Below are 12,982 nucleotides of genomic sequence, written 5' to 3' on the forward strand. Positions count from 1 at the left end.
ACGTGAGCCCTGCCCATCCGTCATGGCGAGCGTAGCGAAGCAATCCAGCGCGTCACGCGCGCGGCCGGTGGATTGCCGCGTCGCTTCGCTCCTCGCAATGACGGAGTGGGTGGATAGGGGCGATCTGACCGGCGCCCGTCAGAACCCCAGCCGCGCGATCAGCAGGTCGAGCAGGCGGCCGTCCGCCGCATTGGCGGTGCCCGGCCCCATCGCGCCGCATTCCAGGCAGCGCGCCTGCACCGACCCGCCACGGGTCAGGCGGGCGACGTCGCCGATCGCGCGCGCCACCAGCAGGCGGCGGTCGGCGGCGGCATGGGCGAAGACGTCGCCCGAGGGGCTGGTCCCGTCCTCGTCATTGCCGCTGCCCAGCGATTCCACCAGTCGCGCGGCCCAGCCGGGCGCCTTTTCCAGATAGACGGTCTGGACCTTGGCGGGATCGAGCTTGGCGCGATTCGCCGCCTCCGCCACCGCATCCGCGAGCGAGCCGAACCGGTCGACCAGCCCGATCTGGCGCGCGGTGCCGCCGTCCCACACCCGGCCCTGCCCGATCTCGTCGACGCGTTGCGGGGTCATGCGGCGTGCGTCCGCCACCCGGCCGATGAACTGGCGATAGCCGTTCTCGATCCCCGCCTGGAGGATCGCGTCCATCACCGGCGTGGTGCCGCCGAAGACATCGGGCTGGCCGGTCAGCGGCGTGCTCTTCACGCCGTCGGTGGTGACGCCGATCTTGGCCAGCGTGTTCTCGAAGGTGGGAATGATGCCGAAGATGCCGATCGATCCGGTGATCGTCGCCGGTTCCGCGAAGATCGTGTCCCCCGCGGTCGACACCCAGTAGCCGCCCGATGCGGCGAGCCCGCCCATCGACACCACGATCGGCAGCCCGCGCTTCTTCGCCTCCAGCACCGCCAGCCGGATGCGTTCGGAGGCGAGGGCGGAGCCGCCCGGCGAATCGACGCGCACGACGACCGCCTTCAGGTTCTTGGTCGCGAGACCGTCGAGCATCGCCTTGGCGATCGTGTCGCCCGCGGCGGTGCCGGGACCGGCCTCGCCATCGACGATATCGCCCGCCACGGTCAGCACGCCGATCGCGTCGCCGGTGGTCGACATCGGATTGGCGGCGACCCAGCGGTCATAGCCGATGGTGCGGAACGAGCCGATCGGCTTGCCCGTCTCGGTGCCCGCGATCTGCGCCACGCGCTGCCCGAACGAGGTGCGGTCGCCCAGCTTGTCGACCAGCCCGGCGCGCAGATTGGCCTGCGCGATGTCGCCGTTGGTCGCCAGCACCGCCTGTTGCGGCTGGCTGAGGAACTGCGCGACCTGCGCCTTGGGCCGTGCCCGCGCCACGCCCTCGCGCCATTGCTCCAGCAGCGCGCCATACAGCGCCTGCGACGCGGCGCGCGCATCCGGGCTCTGGTCGGCCCGGGTATAGGGCTCGACGAACGACTTGTAGCGACCGACGCGATAGACATGGGTGTTCACCCCCAGCCGGTCGATCAGCCCCTTGTAGTAGAGTTGCGTGCCGCCCGGCCCGGTGAACAGCGTGCCGCCCATCGGGTTGACCCACACCTCGCTCGCCGCCGCCGCCAGCCGGTAGCTGCCGTCGGTATAGGCGGTGGCATAGGCCAGCACCGGCTTGCCCGACTGACGCACCCGCACCAGCGCATCGGCCACCTCGCCCAGCGCCGCCGGATAGGCGCCGCCGAACCGGTCGAGATCGAGCACCACCGCCTTCACCCGCGCATCGGTGCGCGCGGCATCGATCGCGCGCAGCACGTCGCGCAGGCGATATTGCTTGGCGACCGACTGGCCGGACAGGGTGGCCAGGGTATCGACCTCCGCCGGCTGTTCGACGATCGATCCGTCCAGATCGAGCAGCAACGCGCCCTCGCCGATCGCCTTCGTGCCCGGCCGCGCGTTGAGCGCGGCGAACAGCAGTGCGAAGAACAGCAGCAGCGCGATCAGCACCAGCGCGTCCTTCACCGCGACCAGCAGTTTCCACGCGCCGCGCACCAGCCGCCAGCCGCTGCGCCCGCGCGGCGGCCGGCCGTCGGAAAAGGAGGGGGCGGGGCGGGGCATGGCGCTGTCGGTCATCGCCGCTACGGCTAGAACAACGGCGAATGGCTGGCAATCGCGATCGAGGTGTTCGAGCGAGGCACGTTCAGGCGAAACCGTGACGACGTGATGGCTCGCGCAGAGGCGCGGAGGAGTTGCGTGCCGGGCCAGTGTCGGCGTCGATCACCGGCCGCTGTATGATCGGGACATGATCGCATCGGCCGCTACCCCTCTGCGTCCTCCGCGCCTCCGCGCGAAAGCAATTCTGCTTCGCGCGAGCATTCGCCCCTTGATCCGGCCTTACCGTGCCAGCATCGGCCCCAGCGGGTGGCCGCCGAACAGATGGACGTGGAGGTGCGCCACCTCCTGCCCGCCATGCCCGCCGACATTGGCGAGCAGCCGGTACCCCGGCGCGACCAGCCCGTGATCGCGCGCGACCCGGCCCACCGCGCGGACGAAGCCCGCGATGTCCTCCGCCGGGGCGCGTTCGCTGAAATCGTCCCACGAGACATACGGCCCGCGCGGGATCACCAGCAGATGCACCGGCGCCTGCGGGGCGATGTCGTGGAAGGCGATCGCCCAGTCGTCCTCGTACACCCGCTGCGACGGGATCTCGCCGCGCAGGATCTTCGCGAAGATGTTCTGATCGTCATAGGGCAGGGTGGCATCGATCGGCATCACGCGCTCCTTGCGGCCTTTTCGGTGTGGCCCGACACGCCCTCGCGCCGCGCCAGTTCGGCGCGCACGTCGTCCAGCGTGACATCGGCATCGGCGAGCAGGACGAGCAGGTGGAAGATCAGGTCGGCGGCCTCCGACACGATCTTGTCGGGCTGGGCCATCGCCGCGATGACGGTCTCGACCGCCTCCTCGCCCAGTTTCTGCGCGATCTTGGGCCGGCCCTTCGCGAACAGGCTGGCGACGTAGCTGGAGCCGGGATCGGCACCGCGGCGGTCGCGGATCGTGGCGGCTAGGCGGTCGAGCGGGTCCATGCCCGCTTGGTGACCGCTCGCCGCCGGTCGGTCAATCCGGCTTATGCGGCCTGCACATCGGCCTCGGTCAGCCAGTCGAGCGCGAGGGCGGCATCGTCGAAGATGCGCAGATAGGACTGCGTCATGAACCGGCGGACCTGCAACCGCGCGATCGCGCTGCGGGTGACGATCGCGATCCGGTCGGCGCGGGGGAAGTCGCCGAGGCGGCGGTTGATGAGCGTGGCGGCCGCCACCGGCTGCACCGCGCTGTCCGTCATGTCCATGCGCAGGCGATAGCCGGGGCGGAACCCCTCCCGCACGAACCGGGCGACCAGTTCGCGCGCATAGGCATCGACCGCGTCCGGCGTGAACTGGCCGGTCCAGCGGATGTCGAGCAGGTTGAGATCGTGCCGGAAGCGAATCGCGTACATCGGCCGGGGTTCTGGCAGCGCGACCTTTACGAAATCGCTAACGCCGATGATCCGGACCGCCCCGTCAGTGCGCCCGGACGGGGATGCCGGCGGCGGCGAGCGCGGCATGGGCATCGGCGACGCTCGCTTCGCCGAAATGGAAGATCGAGGCGGCGAGGACGGCGGAGGCATGACCTTCCGCGATCCCCGCGACCAGATCGTCCAGCCCGCCGACCCCGCCCGATGCCACGACCGGCACGCTCGTCCGGTCGGCGATCGCGCGGATCAGGTCGAGATCGTAGCCGCTGCGCGTGCCGTCGCGGTCCATCGAGGTGACGAGCAGTTCGCCCGCGCCAAGGTCGGCGAGGCGCAGCGCGTGCGCCACCGCATCGATCCCGGTCGGGCGGCGGCCGCCATGGGTGAACACCTCCCACCCACTCTGTCCTGAGCCGGTCGAAGGGCCGGACCGGCGCGCATCGACCGAGGCGACGCAGCATTGGCTGCCGAACCGCTCGGCGATATCGGCGACCACTTCGGGCCGGGTGACGGCGGCGGAATTGACCGCGACCTTGTCCGCCCCCGCCAGCAGCAGCGCGCGCGCATCGTCGGCGGTGCGGACCCCGCCGCCGACCGTCAGCGGCATGAAGCAGACCGCAGCGGTGCGGCGCACCACGTCGAGGATGGTGCCGCGATCCTCGTGGCTGGCGGTGATGTCGAGGAAGCAGAGCTCGTCCGCCCCGGCCGCGTCATAGGCACGGGCCTGTTCCACCGGATCGCCGGCATCGCGCAGCTCGACGAAGTTCACGCCCTTCACGACGCGGCCGTTCGCCACGTCGAGACAGGGGATCACGCGCGCGCGGACGGTCACGCCGCCGCCGCCACGTTCAATGCCGCGGCCAGATCGAGCCGCCCGTCGTACAGCGCGCGGCCGGTGATGACGCCTTCGATCCCGTCCTTCGCATGGAGCGCCAGCACATGGATGTCGGCGATCCCCGCGACCCCGCCCGACGCGATCACCGGGATCGACACCGCGCGGGCGAGGTCGACCGTCGCCTCGACGTTGCAGCCCTTCAGCAGGCCGTCGCGGCCGACATCGGTGAACAGCAGCGCGGCGACGCCGGCATCCTCGAACCGGCGGGCGAGATCGGTGGCGGTGGTGGTCGACACGTCGGCCCAGCCCTTGGTCGCGACCATGCCGTCCTTCGCATCGACCGCGACGACGATGCCGCCGGGAAAGTCGCGCGCCACGCCGCGCACGAAATCGGGATCGTCCAGCGCGGCGGTGCCGATCACGACGCGCGCGACGCCCAGGTCGAACCAGCCCTCCACGCTCGCTCGCGTGCGGATGCCGCCGCCGAGCTGGACATGGCCGGGAAAGCGGCGGACCACCTCGCGCACCGCATCGCCGTTGACCGAGGCACCGGCGAACGCGCCGTCGAGATCGACGACGTGGAGATGGCCCGCGCCCGCGTCCGCGAATAGCATCGCCTGCGCGGCGGGGTCGTCGCCGTACACGGTGGCGCGGTCCATATCGCCCTCCGCCAGGCGGACGACTTGCCCGCCCTTCAGGTCGATGGCGGGGAAGACGATCAGGGCGCCCATGTCAGGAATCTTTCCAGCAGCGCCAGCCCGTAGGACTGGCTCTTTTCGGGGTGGAACTGCACCCCCAGCATCGTGTCGCGGCCGATCGCGGCGGTGACCGGGCCGGCATGGTCGGTGACGGCGATCACGTCGTCGCCATCGAAGGCATAGCTGTGGAGGAAATACGCCTCGCCCGCCCGCACCAGCGGATGCGGCGTGACCGGTACCACGTCGTTCCAGCCCATGTGCGGCACCTTCGCGTCCATCGTGCCGGGTTCCAGCTTGCGGACGCGGCCGGCGATCCAGCCGAGGCCGGGATGGGTGCCCATCTCCTCGCCGGCATCGGCCATCAACTGCATCCCGACGCACACGCCGAGAAAGGGCGTACCCTGCTGCCGCACGCGGGTGGACATCGCCTCGACCATCCCGTCGATCGAGCGCAGCGCCCCCGCGCACGCGCCGAACGCGCCGACGCCGGGCAGCACGATGCGATCAGCCCGCGCGACCGCATCGGGATCGGCGGTGACGATCAGGTCGGTGCAGCTCGCCGCGCGCAGCGCGTTCTCGACCGAATGGAGATTGCCCGCGCCGTAATCGATCAGCGCCAGCGTCATCCCTTCAGCAGGTCCAGCCCCGGCGCGACCACCGAGGGCGCGACTTCGATGAACCGGTATTCGGCGAGGCCGTGGACCGCGAACGGATCGGTCGCCGCCCATGCCTCGACATCCGCACGCTCGCCCTTGCACAGGAACATGCCGCCGGTCAGCGGCACCTGCCGCCCCGCGCACAGCAGCATCCCCGCCGCAACGCCCTCGTGCAGCCACGTCAGGTGCGCGGGCCGATGCGCGTCGATCGATTCGACGGGTACGACGTAATTCAGGATGACGACGATCATGCTGCGGCTCCTAACGTGCCCTTGGTCGAGGGGATCGCATCCCCTTTTCGCGGATCGATCTCGATCGCCTTGCGCAGCGCGCGGGCCAGGCCCTTGAACGCGCTTTCAGCGATGTGGTGGTTGTTCTCGCCGTGCAGCGTCTCGACGTGGAGCGTGATGCCCGCCGCCTGCGCGAAGCTGTGGAACCAGTGCTGGAACATCTCGGTATCCATCTCGCCCAGCCGTTTCTGGCTGAACTCGGTCTTCCACACCAGCCATGGCCGGCCGGAGATGTCGAGCGCCACCCGCGTCAGCGTCTCGTCCATCGGCGACAGCGCGTCGCCGTAACGGTGGATGCCGCGCTTGTCGCCCAGCGCCTTGGCCACCGCCTCGCCGATCGCGATGCCGGTATCCTCGACGGTGTGGTGCTGGTCGATATGCAGGTCGCCCTTGGTGCGGACGTGCAGGTCGATCAGCGAATGGCGCGACAGCTGTTCCAGCATATGGTCGAAGAAGCCGACGCCGGTCTCGATATCGTATTGGCCGGTGCCGTCGAGATCGACGGTGACGGCGATCTTGGTCTCGCTGGTGTCGCGGGTGATGGTGGCGGTGCGCATATCCACCCCATAACGTGCATGGCCCGCCATGCAATCTTGACGCTGGGGGTAACGGGGGCCTACCCAAGGCTGCATGAGCGACGGTCTGCCCGATAGCCTGATCCCGTATGACGAGATCGTCCAGGAAGCCCTGCGTGCCGTGGTCGGCCGCGTGCTGGGATCGGTCGCGGAGGCGGGCGGCCTGCCCGGCGAGCATCATTTCTACATCACCTTCAAGACGCAGGCCCCCGGCGTCGACATCCCGCGCCGGCTGATCGAGCGGTTTCCGGACGAGATGACGATCGTCATGCAGAACCGGTACTGGGACCTGACCGTGGACGACGAGCGGTTCTCGGTCGGCCTCAGCTTCAATCAGGTGCCGTCGAAGCTGGTCATCCCCTATTCGGCGATCACCGGTTTCCACGATCCGGCGGTCAATTTCGAACTGCGCTTCCAGGCGCAGGAGGACCCGGACGCCGCCGCCGAGGTGCACGACGCCGAGAACGACGGCCCGATCGCGCAGCCGGTCGAGGACGGATCGAACGTCGTCAGCGTGGATTTCAAGCGGAAGAAATGAGCCGGGGCGCGCCGCATCGCGAAGCAATGCGGCCGTGACCATTCCCGAGATCATATCCGGCCCTACCGATGCGATCCGCGACGCGATCCTCGCGCCCTTGGTTGCCCATAACGAATCGATGGTCGGCCCGACCGAGCGGCACACCGTCGCGATCGTCCTGCGCGACGATGACGGTGCGATCGTTGGGGGATTATGGGGCCTGACCGGCTTTCGCTGGCTGTTCGTCCAGTATCTCGCGGTGCCGCCGGCGATGAAGGGGCAGGGGCGGGGCCGCGCGCTGATGCTCGCTGCCGAGGATGAGGCGCGGCGGCTGGGGTGCATCGGCCTCTGGCTCGACACGTTCAGCTTCCAGGCGCGCGGCTTCTACGAGAAGCTGGGGTACGATGTGATCGGGCAGATCGACGATTTCCCGCCCGGCGAGGCGCGGTTCTTCCTGCGCAAACGGATCGACTGACCGGGGTTCGGGGTTGATGCGGGCATGACCGACACCCGCACCGAAACCGATTCGATCGGCCCGATCGAGGTTCCCGCCACCGCCTATTGGGGCGCGCAGACCGAGCGTAGTCTCGAAAACTTCCCGTTCGGCGCGCGGGAGCGGATGCCGATCGGCATCGTCCATGCGCTGGCGATCGTGAAGCGCGCCTGCGCCCGCGCCAATCGCGCGCACGGGCTGGACGGGGGCAAGGCGGACGCGATCGAATCGGCGGCGGCGGAGATCGTCGACGGCCGGCTGGACGACCAGTTCCCGCTCGTGATCTGGCAGACGGGCAGCGGCACCCAGTCCAACATGAACGTGAACGAGGTGATCGCCGGCCGCGCCAACGAGGTGCTGGCCGGCACGCGCGGCGGCAAGACGCCGATCCACCCCAATGACGACGTCAATCGCGGCCAGTCGTCCAACGACAGTTTCCCCACCGCACTGCACGTCGCCGCCGCGATCGCGGTGACGACGACGCTCTATCCCGCGCTCGATACGCTCCATGCCGCGCTTGATGCGAAGGCAAGGGAATGGGACGATATCGTCAAGATCGGCCGCACCCACTTGCAGGATGCGACGCCGCTGACGCTGGGGCAGGAATTCTCCGGCTATGCCGCGCAGATCGCCAACGCCCGCGCCCGGATCGAAGCCACGCTGGCGCGCAACATCATGCCGCTGGCGCAAGGGGGCACGGCGGTCGGCACCGGGCTGAACGCCCCGGCCGGGTTCGGCGAGGCGGTGGCGGCGGAGATCGCCGCGCTGACCGGCCTGCCCTTCGAAAGCGCCGCCAACAAGTTCGAGGCACTGGCGAGCAACGACGGCCTCGTCGACCTGCACGGCACGCTCAACGTGCTGGCGGTGGCGCTGAGCAAGATCGCCAACGACATCCGCCTGCTCGGCAGCGGGCCGCGATCGGGGCTGGGCGAGCTGGAACTGCCCGCCAACGAACCCGGCAGCTCGATCATGCCCGGCAAGGTGAACCCTACCCAGTGCGAGATGCTGACGATGGTGGCGGCGCAGGTGATGGGCAACAACGTCGCGGTCACGATGGGCGGGATGCAGGGGCATCTGGAACTGAACGTGTTCAAGCCATTAATCGGCGCCAACGTGCTGCGCTCGATCGACCTGCTCGCCACCGGCATGACCAGCTTCGCGGAACGGACCGTCACCGGCATGACCGCGGATCGCGAGCGGATCGGCGACCTGGTCGACCGGTCGCTGATGCTGGTCACCGCGCTGGCGCCGGAGATCGGCTACGACAATGCCGCGAAGATCGCCAAGCATGCCCATGCCGAACGGCTGACGCTGAAACAGGCGGGCGTGCAACTGGGGCTGGTCGACCCCGAGACGTTCGATCGCGTCGTCCGGCCGGAGGGGATGATCGGGCGCTGATGGGGCCGGGACGGAACCGGATCGTCCGTCCCGCGCTATGCATGGCACGAAGGAGATCGGACCGTGGGTGCAACGACAATCGGCGCGCTGGTGGGTGGCGTCATCGACAGCATGGGTGGTGACGACGATGCCAGCTGGGACGGCGCGCTGAAGGGCGCGATCGTCGCCAATGTGCTGAAGGTCGTGGTGCCGATGGCGATCACCTATGCCGTCGGCTGGGCCGTCCTGCGCGGGGCGGGCGAGCTGAAAGACACCGTTTTTGGAGATGTGAAATGATCGGCAAGATTATCGGCGCCCTGGTGGGCCGCGAAATGGATCGTCGCGATGGCCGCGGCGGGTTGAAGGGTGCGGCGATGGGCGCGCTGGTCGGCGGCGGGCTGCGCCGGATGGGGCCGCTCGGCATGTTGCTCGGCGGCGGTTATGTCGCGAAGAAGGCCTATGACCGGCGTCGTGCGGGCCGCTCGGTGCCGCCGACGTTCTGATCGCGGATCGGCCGGGCAGGTGGCTGGCGGCTTGACGCCCGCCCCCGCGCCCGGCCAAAGGCGCACATGGCGCACCATTTCCCTGACGATGCACACGGCCTCAAGCGGCGGGGCATGTTGTTCGTGCTCTCGTCCCCGTCGGGGGCCGGCAAATCCACCATCGCGCGCAAGTTGCTCGCCGACGATGCCGGGCTGGAAATGTCCGTGTCCGCCACCACCCGTGCGATCCGCAAGGGCGAGGAGGACGGGCGGGACTATCACTTCGTCGACCTCGAAGAATTCCGCCGGATGGCGGCGAACGACGAATTCCTCGAATGGGCGCACGTCTTCGACCATCGCTACGGCACGCCGCGGGCGCAGGTGGAGGCGTTGCTGGACGCCGGCAAGGACGTGCTGTTCGACATCGACTGGCAGGGCGCGCAGCAGCTGTTCCAGATCGCGGGCGGCGATGTGGTGCGCGTGTTCATCTTCCCCCCCTCGATGCCCGAACTGCGCGACCGTCTGGAAAAGCGCGCGACCGATTCGGCGGCGGTGATCGACGCGCGGATGGCGCGGGCGGCCAACGAGGTCAGCCACTGGGACGGCTATGACTATGTCCTCGTCAACGACGATGTCGAGGCGTGCTTCCAAGGCGTGAAGACGATCCTCGCCGCCGAACGGCTGAAGCGTTCGCGCCAGACCGGCCTGATCGGGTTCATCCGCCGCCTGACGCGGTGATCCCGCCGGTAACTAAGCCAACACCCTTCAGTCCGTCATTGCGAGCGTAGCGAAGCAATCCAGCGCCCCGCGTGTGACGCGCTGGATTGCTTCGCTACGCTCGCAATGACGACGCGGGGGGCAACTGTGTTGGTCACGCGAGTGCGATAGGCTGTCGTTTACGGATCATGGCGTTGAGGATGACGAGGAGCTGCCGCGCGACGGCGATGAGGATGGTTTTGGGTGCCTTGCCCTTGGCGCGCATCCTGTCGCGCATGGCGGTGAGGACGGGAATGCGTCGTGAGGCGTTTAGGGCAGCGATGTAGAGGGCTTCGCGGACCTTTCGCCGTCCGCCCCAGATGCGTCTGGCACCACGCCATGTTCCGCTTTCGCGGGCATGGGGAGCAAGGCCGGCGAGCGAGGCGATCTTGCGGCGGCACAGGGTGCCGAGTTCGGGAAGTTCGCCGAGCAGGGTGGCAAGGACGGTGGGGCCGATGCCGGGAACGGCCCGGAGTAATTCGGCCTGTTCGGACAAGGCCTGATCCTCGGCGATGAAGCCTGCGATCTGGCGGTCGAGCGCGGCGATCTGCTGGTCGAGCAGGTCGATCATGGTTTCGATGGCTTGCGCGATGTAGGGCTGGCCGGCGCTGTGGCGATGCAGCTTTTCGGCTTTGCGCATGTCGACCAACTGCCTGCGCCGGCGCAGGAAATCGGCGAGTCGCGCGCGGGCGGGGCTGAGGGGTATGGTGGCCGGCAGGTCCAGCGCTGCGCCCATCTGCGCCAGCACGCGGGCGTCGACGCGGTCGGTCTTGGCGAGCGTACCGGTCGCGCGGGCGAACTCACGCGCCTGACGCGGATTGACGCGCGAGAAAGGGTGGCCGCGCGCCGCCAGGGCGGCGATCAACTCGCCGTCGCAACCGCTGGTCGCCTCGAAGACGATACGGATATCGTGATCGAGCGTATCCAGCCAAGTGGCAACGGCATCAGGGGTATTGGCGATCCGACCGATCTTTCCCGACGGCAGATCGCAGGTATCGATGAAGGCACGCGAAAGGTCGCAGCCGATGACGGCTTGTGGCATGGTATAGGCTCCTGTCCATGTCGTGCGGGATCAGCAGTCCCAGGCAACTGTTCAGGTTGATGACCAAGCGGAAGGGACCCTTGCTCCCTATCGGGCTCCATACCCTCGGGGGGGACGGGCTCCCTTCCGCAACTGCCTTATACCATCATGCCAACAGACAGGGGGGGGGGCCGTCGTGCCGCCCTACCCGACCGCCGCCAGAAACCGCGCCGCCGCGTCGAAATCGCGGCGATGCGCGGCGGTGGTGGCGGTCGCCAGCGTATCCTCGCCCCATTGCTCCGCCTGCCAGTCGTCGTCGACCCGCGCCGCCGCCCATACCGCGTCGGGCGTCATCGCCGCTTCCGCCAGCGCCAGCCCCAGCACCAGCGATCCGGTGATCGTCACGACCGGCGACAGGGCGGTGAGCGTCCACGCATCCTTCGCCCCGATCGCCTCGCCCAGCCGGGCGATCGTCGCGGGCGGTTGCGGCCGGTGGACGATGCCGGCGGTGGTTTCGATCCGCACGTCATAGCGCTGTCGCGCCCAGTTCAGGGGCGGGTCCCACGCCGCCACCTGCCGTTCGACCAGCGGCGCGGGCGTATCGGCACGGTAGCAGAGCAGGTCGGTCTCGCCATATTTCGCCAGCCCGGCGGCGAAGGCGCGTGGGTCGGGGGCGATCCGTTCGATCGCGGCATTGGCGAGGCCGGTGGCGGGCATCGCGTGCGGATCGACCTCACCCGTCACCGCGCGCCATTCGTCGGCGACCAGCGTGGCGAGCGCCGCCGTCGGCAGCACCAGCGGCAGGCGACCCGGCGTCCGCACCGGCCGGCCGTCCAGCAGGATGCCGCCATCGACGATACCGACCTGATCCCAGAACCGCTTCATGGCGCGGGCGGACTGCGCCAGCGATGCGCCAGACTGGCGGGCACCACCGCGATCACGACCAGCGCGGACAGGACCAGCGCGATGCCGATCAGCTTGGGCAGCAGATCGTGCGTGCGCGCGGCCAGCACCATGCCCAGCATCGCCCCCGCCACCCCGGCAAGGCGGATGCCGACCAGCACCAGCCAGCGCCGCTGCGCGACCTGCGGGGGTACGGGGTCGGCGCCGACATCGTCCGGAAACTCGTTCATCCCAGCAAGCCCGGCAGTTCGCTGGCATGGGTGGCGACCGTGTCCGCGCCGGCATCGGTCAGTTCGGCGGGGGCGTGGTAACCCCATGCCACCCCCACCGCGCGCGTGCCCGCGCTGCGCGCCATCGCCATGTCGAAACTGGTGTCGCCGATCATCACCGTCTCCGCCGCCGTCGCCCCGGCCTCCGCGATCGCCGCGCGCAGCATCGCCGGATGGGGTTTCGAGGGGTGCCGGTCCGCGGTCTGGAGCGTGACGAACCGGTCCGTCAGGCCATGCCGCTCCAGCACATGCGCCAGCCCGCGATCGGATTTGCCGGTGGCGACGCCCAGCGTCCAGCCGGCCGACACCAGTACGTCGATCGCCGCCGCCACCCCGTCGAACAACGGTTCGTCGTCCAGCCCGCCGTCACGGCGCAACTGCTGGTAGACGCTTTTGAAATCGGCGGTCAGTTTCGCGTGATCGGCATCGGGGCGCAGCACCTGCATCGCCTGCGGCAGGCTGAGGCCGACGATCCGGCGCGTCTCGGCACGGGGCGGCGGCACCAGGCCGGACAGCGCGAACGCCGCGTCCATCGCCCGGCCGATATTGGCCTGCCCGTCGACAAGGGTGCCGTCGCAATCGAACACGGCAAGGCGGACGGGACGGGTCATCGCCCCCGCCATAGCGCGATCGCCGCGCGTGTC

Annotated in this window: 19 protein-coding genes; 6 read left to right on the forward strand and 13 right to left on the reverse strand. The window is 69.3% G+C overall.

Annotated elements, in window-relative coordinates; translation table 11 throughout:
* Positions 1-138 precede the first annotated feature (138 nt).
* The 9 genes from sppA to hisB all read right to left on the reverse strand — a co-directional run bounded on the left by sppA (position 139) and on the right by hisB (position 6,502).
* Positions 139-2,076, reverse strand: a complete 1,938-nt coding sequence (sppA, locus tag IFT82_RS05265; RefSeq protein ID WP_192125493.1) for a signal peptide peptidase SppA — start codon at positions 2,074-2,076, stop codon at positions 139-141.
* A 276-nt stretch (positions 2,077-2,352) separates the two neighbouring features.
* Positions 2,353-2,730 carry a histidine triad nucleotide-binding protein gene (locus tag IFT82_RS05270; protein WP_192125244.1) on the reverse strand — a complete coding sequence of 126 codons (378 nt, stop codon included), beginning with the start codon at positions 2,728-2,730 and terminating at the stop codon, positions 2,353-2,355.
* The gene (locus tag IFT82_RS05275; RefSeq protein WP_192125245.1) at positions 2,730-3,041 is read right to left on the reverse strand and encodes a phosphoribosyl-ATP diphosphatase; all 312 of its coding nucleotides are present in this window, start codon (positions 3,039-3,041) and stop codon (positions 2,730-2,732) included. Before IFT82_RS05275 ends, IFT82_RS05270 begins: the two co-directional genes overlap by 1 nt.
* Before the next feature lie 41 nt (positions 3,042-3,082).
* Positions 3,083-3,451, reverse strand: coding sequence for an STAS/SEC14 domain-containing protein (locus IFT82_RS05280; RefSeq protein WP_192125246.1), 369 nt, complete (start codon positions 3,449-3,451; stop codon positions 3,083-3,085).
* Positions 3,452-3,515: 64 nt separating this feature from the next.
* A complete protein-coding gene (hisF, locus tag IFT82_RS05285) occupies positions 3,516-4,298 on the reverse strand; it encodes an imidazole glycerol phosphate synthase subunit HisF (protein ID WP_192125248.1) in 783 nt (260 codons plus the stop codon).
* Positions 4,295-5,032: a 1-(5-phosphoribosyl)-5-[(5-phosphoribosylamino)methylideneamino]imidazole-4-carboxamide isomerase gene (hisA, locus tag IFT82_RS05290; protein ID WP_192125250.1), complete on the reverse strand. Its 738-nt coding sequence runs from the start codon at positions 5,030-5,032 to the stop codon at positions 4,295-4,297. Before hisA ends, hisF begins: the two co-directional genes overlap by 4 nt.
* Positions 5,020-5,625: an imidazole glycerol phosphate synthase subunit HisH gene (hisH, locus tag IFT82_RS05295; protein WP_192125252.1), complete on the reverse strand. Its 606-nt coding sequence runs from the start codon at positions 5,623-5,625 to the stop codon at positions 5,020-5,022. Before hisH ends, hisA begins: the two co-directional genes overlap by 13 nt.
* A complete protein-coding gene (locus tag IFT82_RS05300; RefSeq protein ID WP_192125254.1) occupies positions 5,622-5,906 on the reverse strand; it encodes a YciI family protein in 285 nt (94 codons plus the stop codon). Before IFT82_RS05300 ends, hisH begins: the two co-directional genes overlap by 4 nt.
* Positions 5,903-6,502: an imidazoleglycerol-phosphate dehydratase HisB gene (gene hisB, locus IFT82_RS05305; protein WP_192125256.1), complete on the reverse strand. Its 600-nt coding sequence runs from the start codon at positions 6,500-6,502 to the stop codon at positions 5,903-5,905. Before hisB ends, IFT82_RS05300 begins: the two co-directional genes overlap by 4 nt.
* Before the next feature lie 73 nt (positions 6,503-6,575).
* Here hisB and IFT82_RS05310 point away from each other — a divergent pair, with 73 nt between their 5' ends.
* The 6 genes from IFT82_RS05310 (at position 6,576) to gmk (ending at position 10,127) form a co-directional block, all read left to right on the forward strand.
* Complete coding sequence (locus IFT82_RS05310) at positions 6,576-7,058, forward strand: SspB family protein (protein ID WP_192125258.1); 483 nt, start codon at positions 6,576-6,578, stop codon at positions 7,056-7,058.
* A gap of 34 nt (positions 7,059-7,092) precedes the next feature.
* On the forward strand, positions 7,093-7,512 hold the full coding sequence (locus IFT82_RS05315) for a GNAT family N-acetyltransferase (RefSeq protein WP_342355054.1): 420 nt from the start codon (positions 7,093-7,095) through the stop codon (positions 7,510-7,512).
* Positions 7,513-7,536: 24 nt separating this feature from the next.
* Positions 7,537-8,928, forward strand: coding sequence for a class II fumarate hydratase (gene fumC, locus IFT82_RS05320; protein ID WP_192125260.1), 1,392 nt, complete (start codon positions 7,537-7,539; stop codon positions 8,926-8,928).
* 63 nt (positions 8,929-8,991) lie between these two features.
* Positions 8,992-9,204 (forward strand): hypothetical protein, encoded by a 213-nt coding sequence (locus IFT82_RS05325; protein WP_192125262.1) that lies wholly within the window; start codon positions 8,992-8,994, stop codon positions 9,202-9,204.
* Complete coding sequence (locus IFT82_RS05330) at positions 9,201-9,410, forward strand: hypothetical protein (protein WP_192125264.1); 210 nt, start codon at positions 9,201-9,203, stop codon at positions 9,408-9,410. The genes IFT82_RS05325 and IFT82_RS05330 overlap by 4 nt, the downstream gene beginning before the upstream one ends.
* Positions 9,411-9,476: 66 nt before the next feature.
* Positions 9,477-10,127: a guanylate kinase gene (gmk, locus tag IFT82_RS05335; RefSeq protein ID WP_244646528.1), complete on the forward strand. Its 651-nt coding sequence runs from the start codon at positions 9,477-9,479 to the stop codon at positions 10,125-10,127.
* Between the two features lie 133 nt (positions 10,128-10,260).
* Here gmk and IFT82_RS05340 read toward each other — a convergent pair whose 3' ends face one another.
* The 4 genes from IFT82_RS05340 to IFT82_RS05355 form a co-directional block, all read right to left on the reverse strand.
* Positions 10,261-11,187: an IS110 family transposase gene (locus IFT82_RS05340; RefSeq protein WP_192125267.1), complete on the reverse strand. Its 927-nt coding sequence runs from the start codon at positions 11,185-11,187 to the stop codon at positions 10,261-10,263.
* Between the two features lie 183 nt (positions 11,188-11,370).
* Positions 11,371-12,051 (reverse strand): ATP12 family chaperone protein, encoded by a 681-nt coding sequence (locus tag IFT82_RS05345; protein ID WP_192125268.1) that lies wholly within the window; start codon positions 12,049-12,051, stop codon positions 11,371-11,373.
* A complete protein-coding gene (locus tag IFT82_RS05350; protein WP_244646529.1) occupies positions 12,048-12,299 on the reverse strand; it encodes a hypothetical protein in 252 nt (83 codons plus the stop codon). Before IFT82_RS05350 ends, IFT82_RS05345 begins: the two co-directional genes overlap by 4 nt.
* Positions 12,296-12,949 carry an HAD-IA family hydrolase gene (locus IFT82_RS05355; protein ID WP_192125269.1) on the reverse strand — a complete coding sequence of 218 codons (654 nt, stop codon included), beginning with the start codon at positions 12,947-12,949 and terminating at the stop codon, positions 12,296-12,298. The genes IFT82_RS05350 and IFT82_RS05355 overlap by 4 nt, the downstream gene beginning before the upstream one ends.
* Between the last annotated feature and the right edge of the window lie 33 nt (positions 12,950-12,982).

Origin of the sequence: Sphingomonas sp. CFBP 8760 (genome assembly GCF_014841615.1) — a bacterium.
Lineage (GTDB): Bacteria > Pseudomonadota > Alphaproteobacteria > Sphingomonadales > Sphingomonadaceae > Sphingomonas.

What these genes read in the sequence shown, in the direction of transcription:
- sppA (WP_192125493.1), bottom strand. Translation starts at nt 2,076, where the DNA reads ATGCCCCGCCCCGCCCCCTCCTTTTCCGACGGCCGGCCGCCGCGCGGG.
- IFT82_RS05270 (WP_192125244.1), bottom strand. Translation starts at nt 2,730, where the DNA reads ATGCCGATCGATGCCACCCTGCCCTATGACGATCAGAACATCTTCGCG.
- IFT82_RS05275 (WP_192125245.1), bottom strand. Translation starts at nt 3,041, where the DNA reads ATGGACCCGCTCGACCGCCTAGCCGCCACGATCCGCGACCGCCGCGGT.
- IFT82_RS05280 (WP_192125246.1), bottom strand. Translation starts at nt 3,451, where the DNA reads ATGTACGCGATTCGCTTCCGGCACGATCTCAACCTGCTCGACATCCGC.
- hisA (WP_192125250.1), bottom strand. Translation starts at nt 5,032, where the DNA reads ATGGGCGCCCTGATCGTCTTCCCCGCCATCGACCTGAAGGGCGGGCAA.
- hisH (WP_192125252.1), bottom strand. Translation starts at nt 5,625, where the DNA reads ATGACGCTGGCGCTGATCGATTACGGCGCGGGCAATCTCCATTCGGTC.
- IFT82_RS05300 (WP_192125254.1), bottom strand. Translation starts at nt 5,906, where the DNA reads ATGATCGTCGTCATCCTGAATTACGTCGTACCCGTCGAATCGATCGAC.
- hisB (WP_192125256.1), bottom strand. Translation starts at nt 6,502, where the DNA reads ATGCGCACCGCCACCATCACCCGCGACACCAGCGAGACCAAGATCGCC.
- IFT82_RS05310 (WP_192125258.1), top strand. Translation starts at nt 6,576, where the DNA reads ATGAGCGACGGTCTGCCCGATAGCCTGATCCCGTATGACGAGATCGTC.
- fumC (WP_192125260.1), top strand. Translation starts at nt 7,537, where the DNA reads ATGACCGACACCCGCACCGAAACCGATTCGATCGGCCCGATCGAGGTT.
- IFT82_RS05330 (WP_192125264.1), top strand. Translation starts at nt 9,201, where the DNA reads ATGATCGGCAAGATTATCGGCGCCCTGGTGGGCCGCGAAATGGATCGT.
- gmk (WP_244646528.1), top strand. Translation starts at nt 9,477, where the DNA reads ATGGCGCACCATTTCCCTGACGATGCACACGGCCTCAAGCGGCGGGGC.
- IFT82_RS05340 (WP_192125267.1), bottom strand. Translation starts at nt 11,187, where the DNA reads ATGCCACAAGCCGTCATCGGCTGCGACCTTTCGCGTGCCTTCATCGAT.
- IFT82_RS05345 (WP_192125268.1), bottom strand. Translation starts at nt 12,051, where the DNA reads ATGAAGCGGTTCTGGGATCAGGTCGGTATCGTCGATGGCGGCATCCTG.
- IFT82_RS05350 (WP_244646529.1), bottom strand. Translation starts at nt 12,299, where the DNA reads ATGAACGAGTTTCCGGACGATGTCGGCGCCGACCCCGTACCCCCGCAG.
- IFT82_RS05355 (WP_192125269.1), bottom strand. Translation starts at nt 12,949, where the DNA reads ATGACCCGTCCCGTCCGCCTTGCCGTGTTCGATTGCGACGGCACCCTT.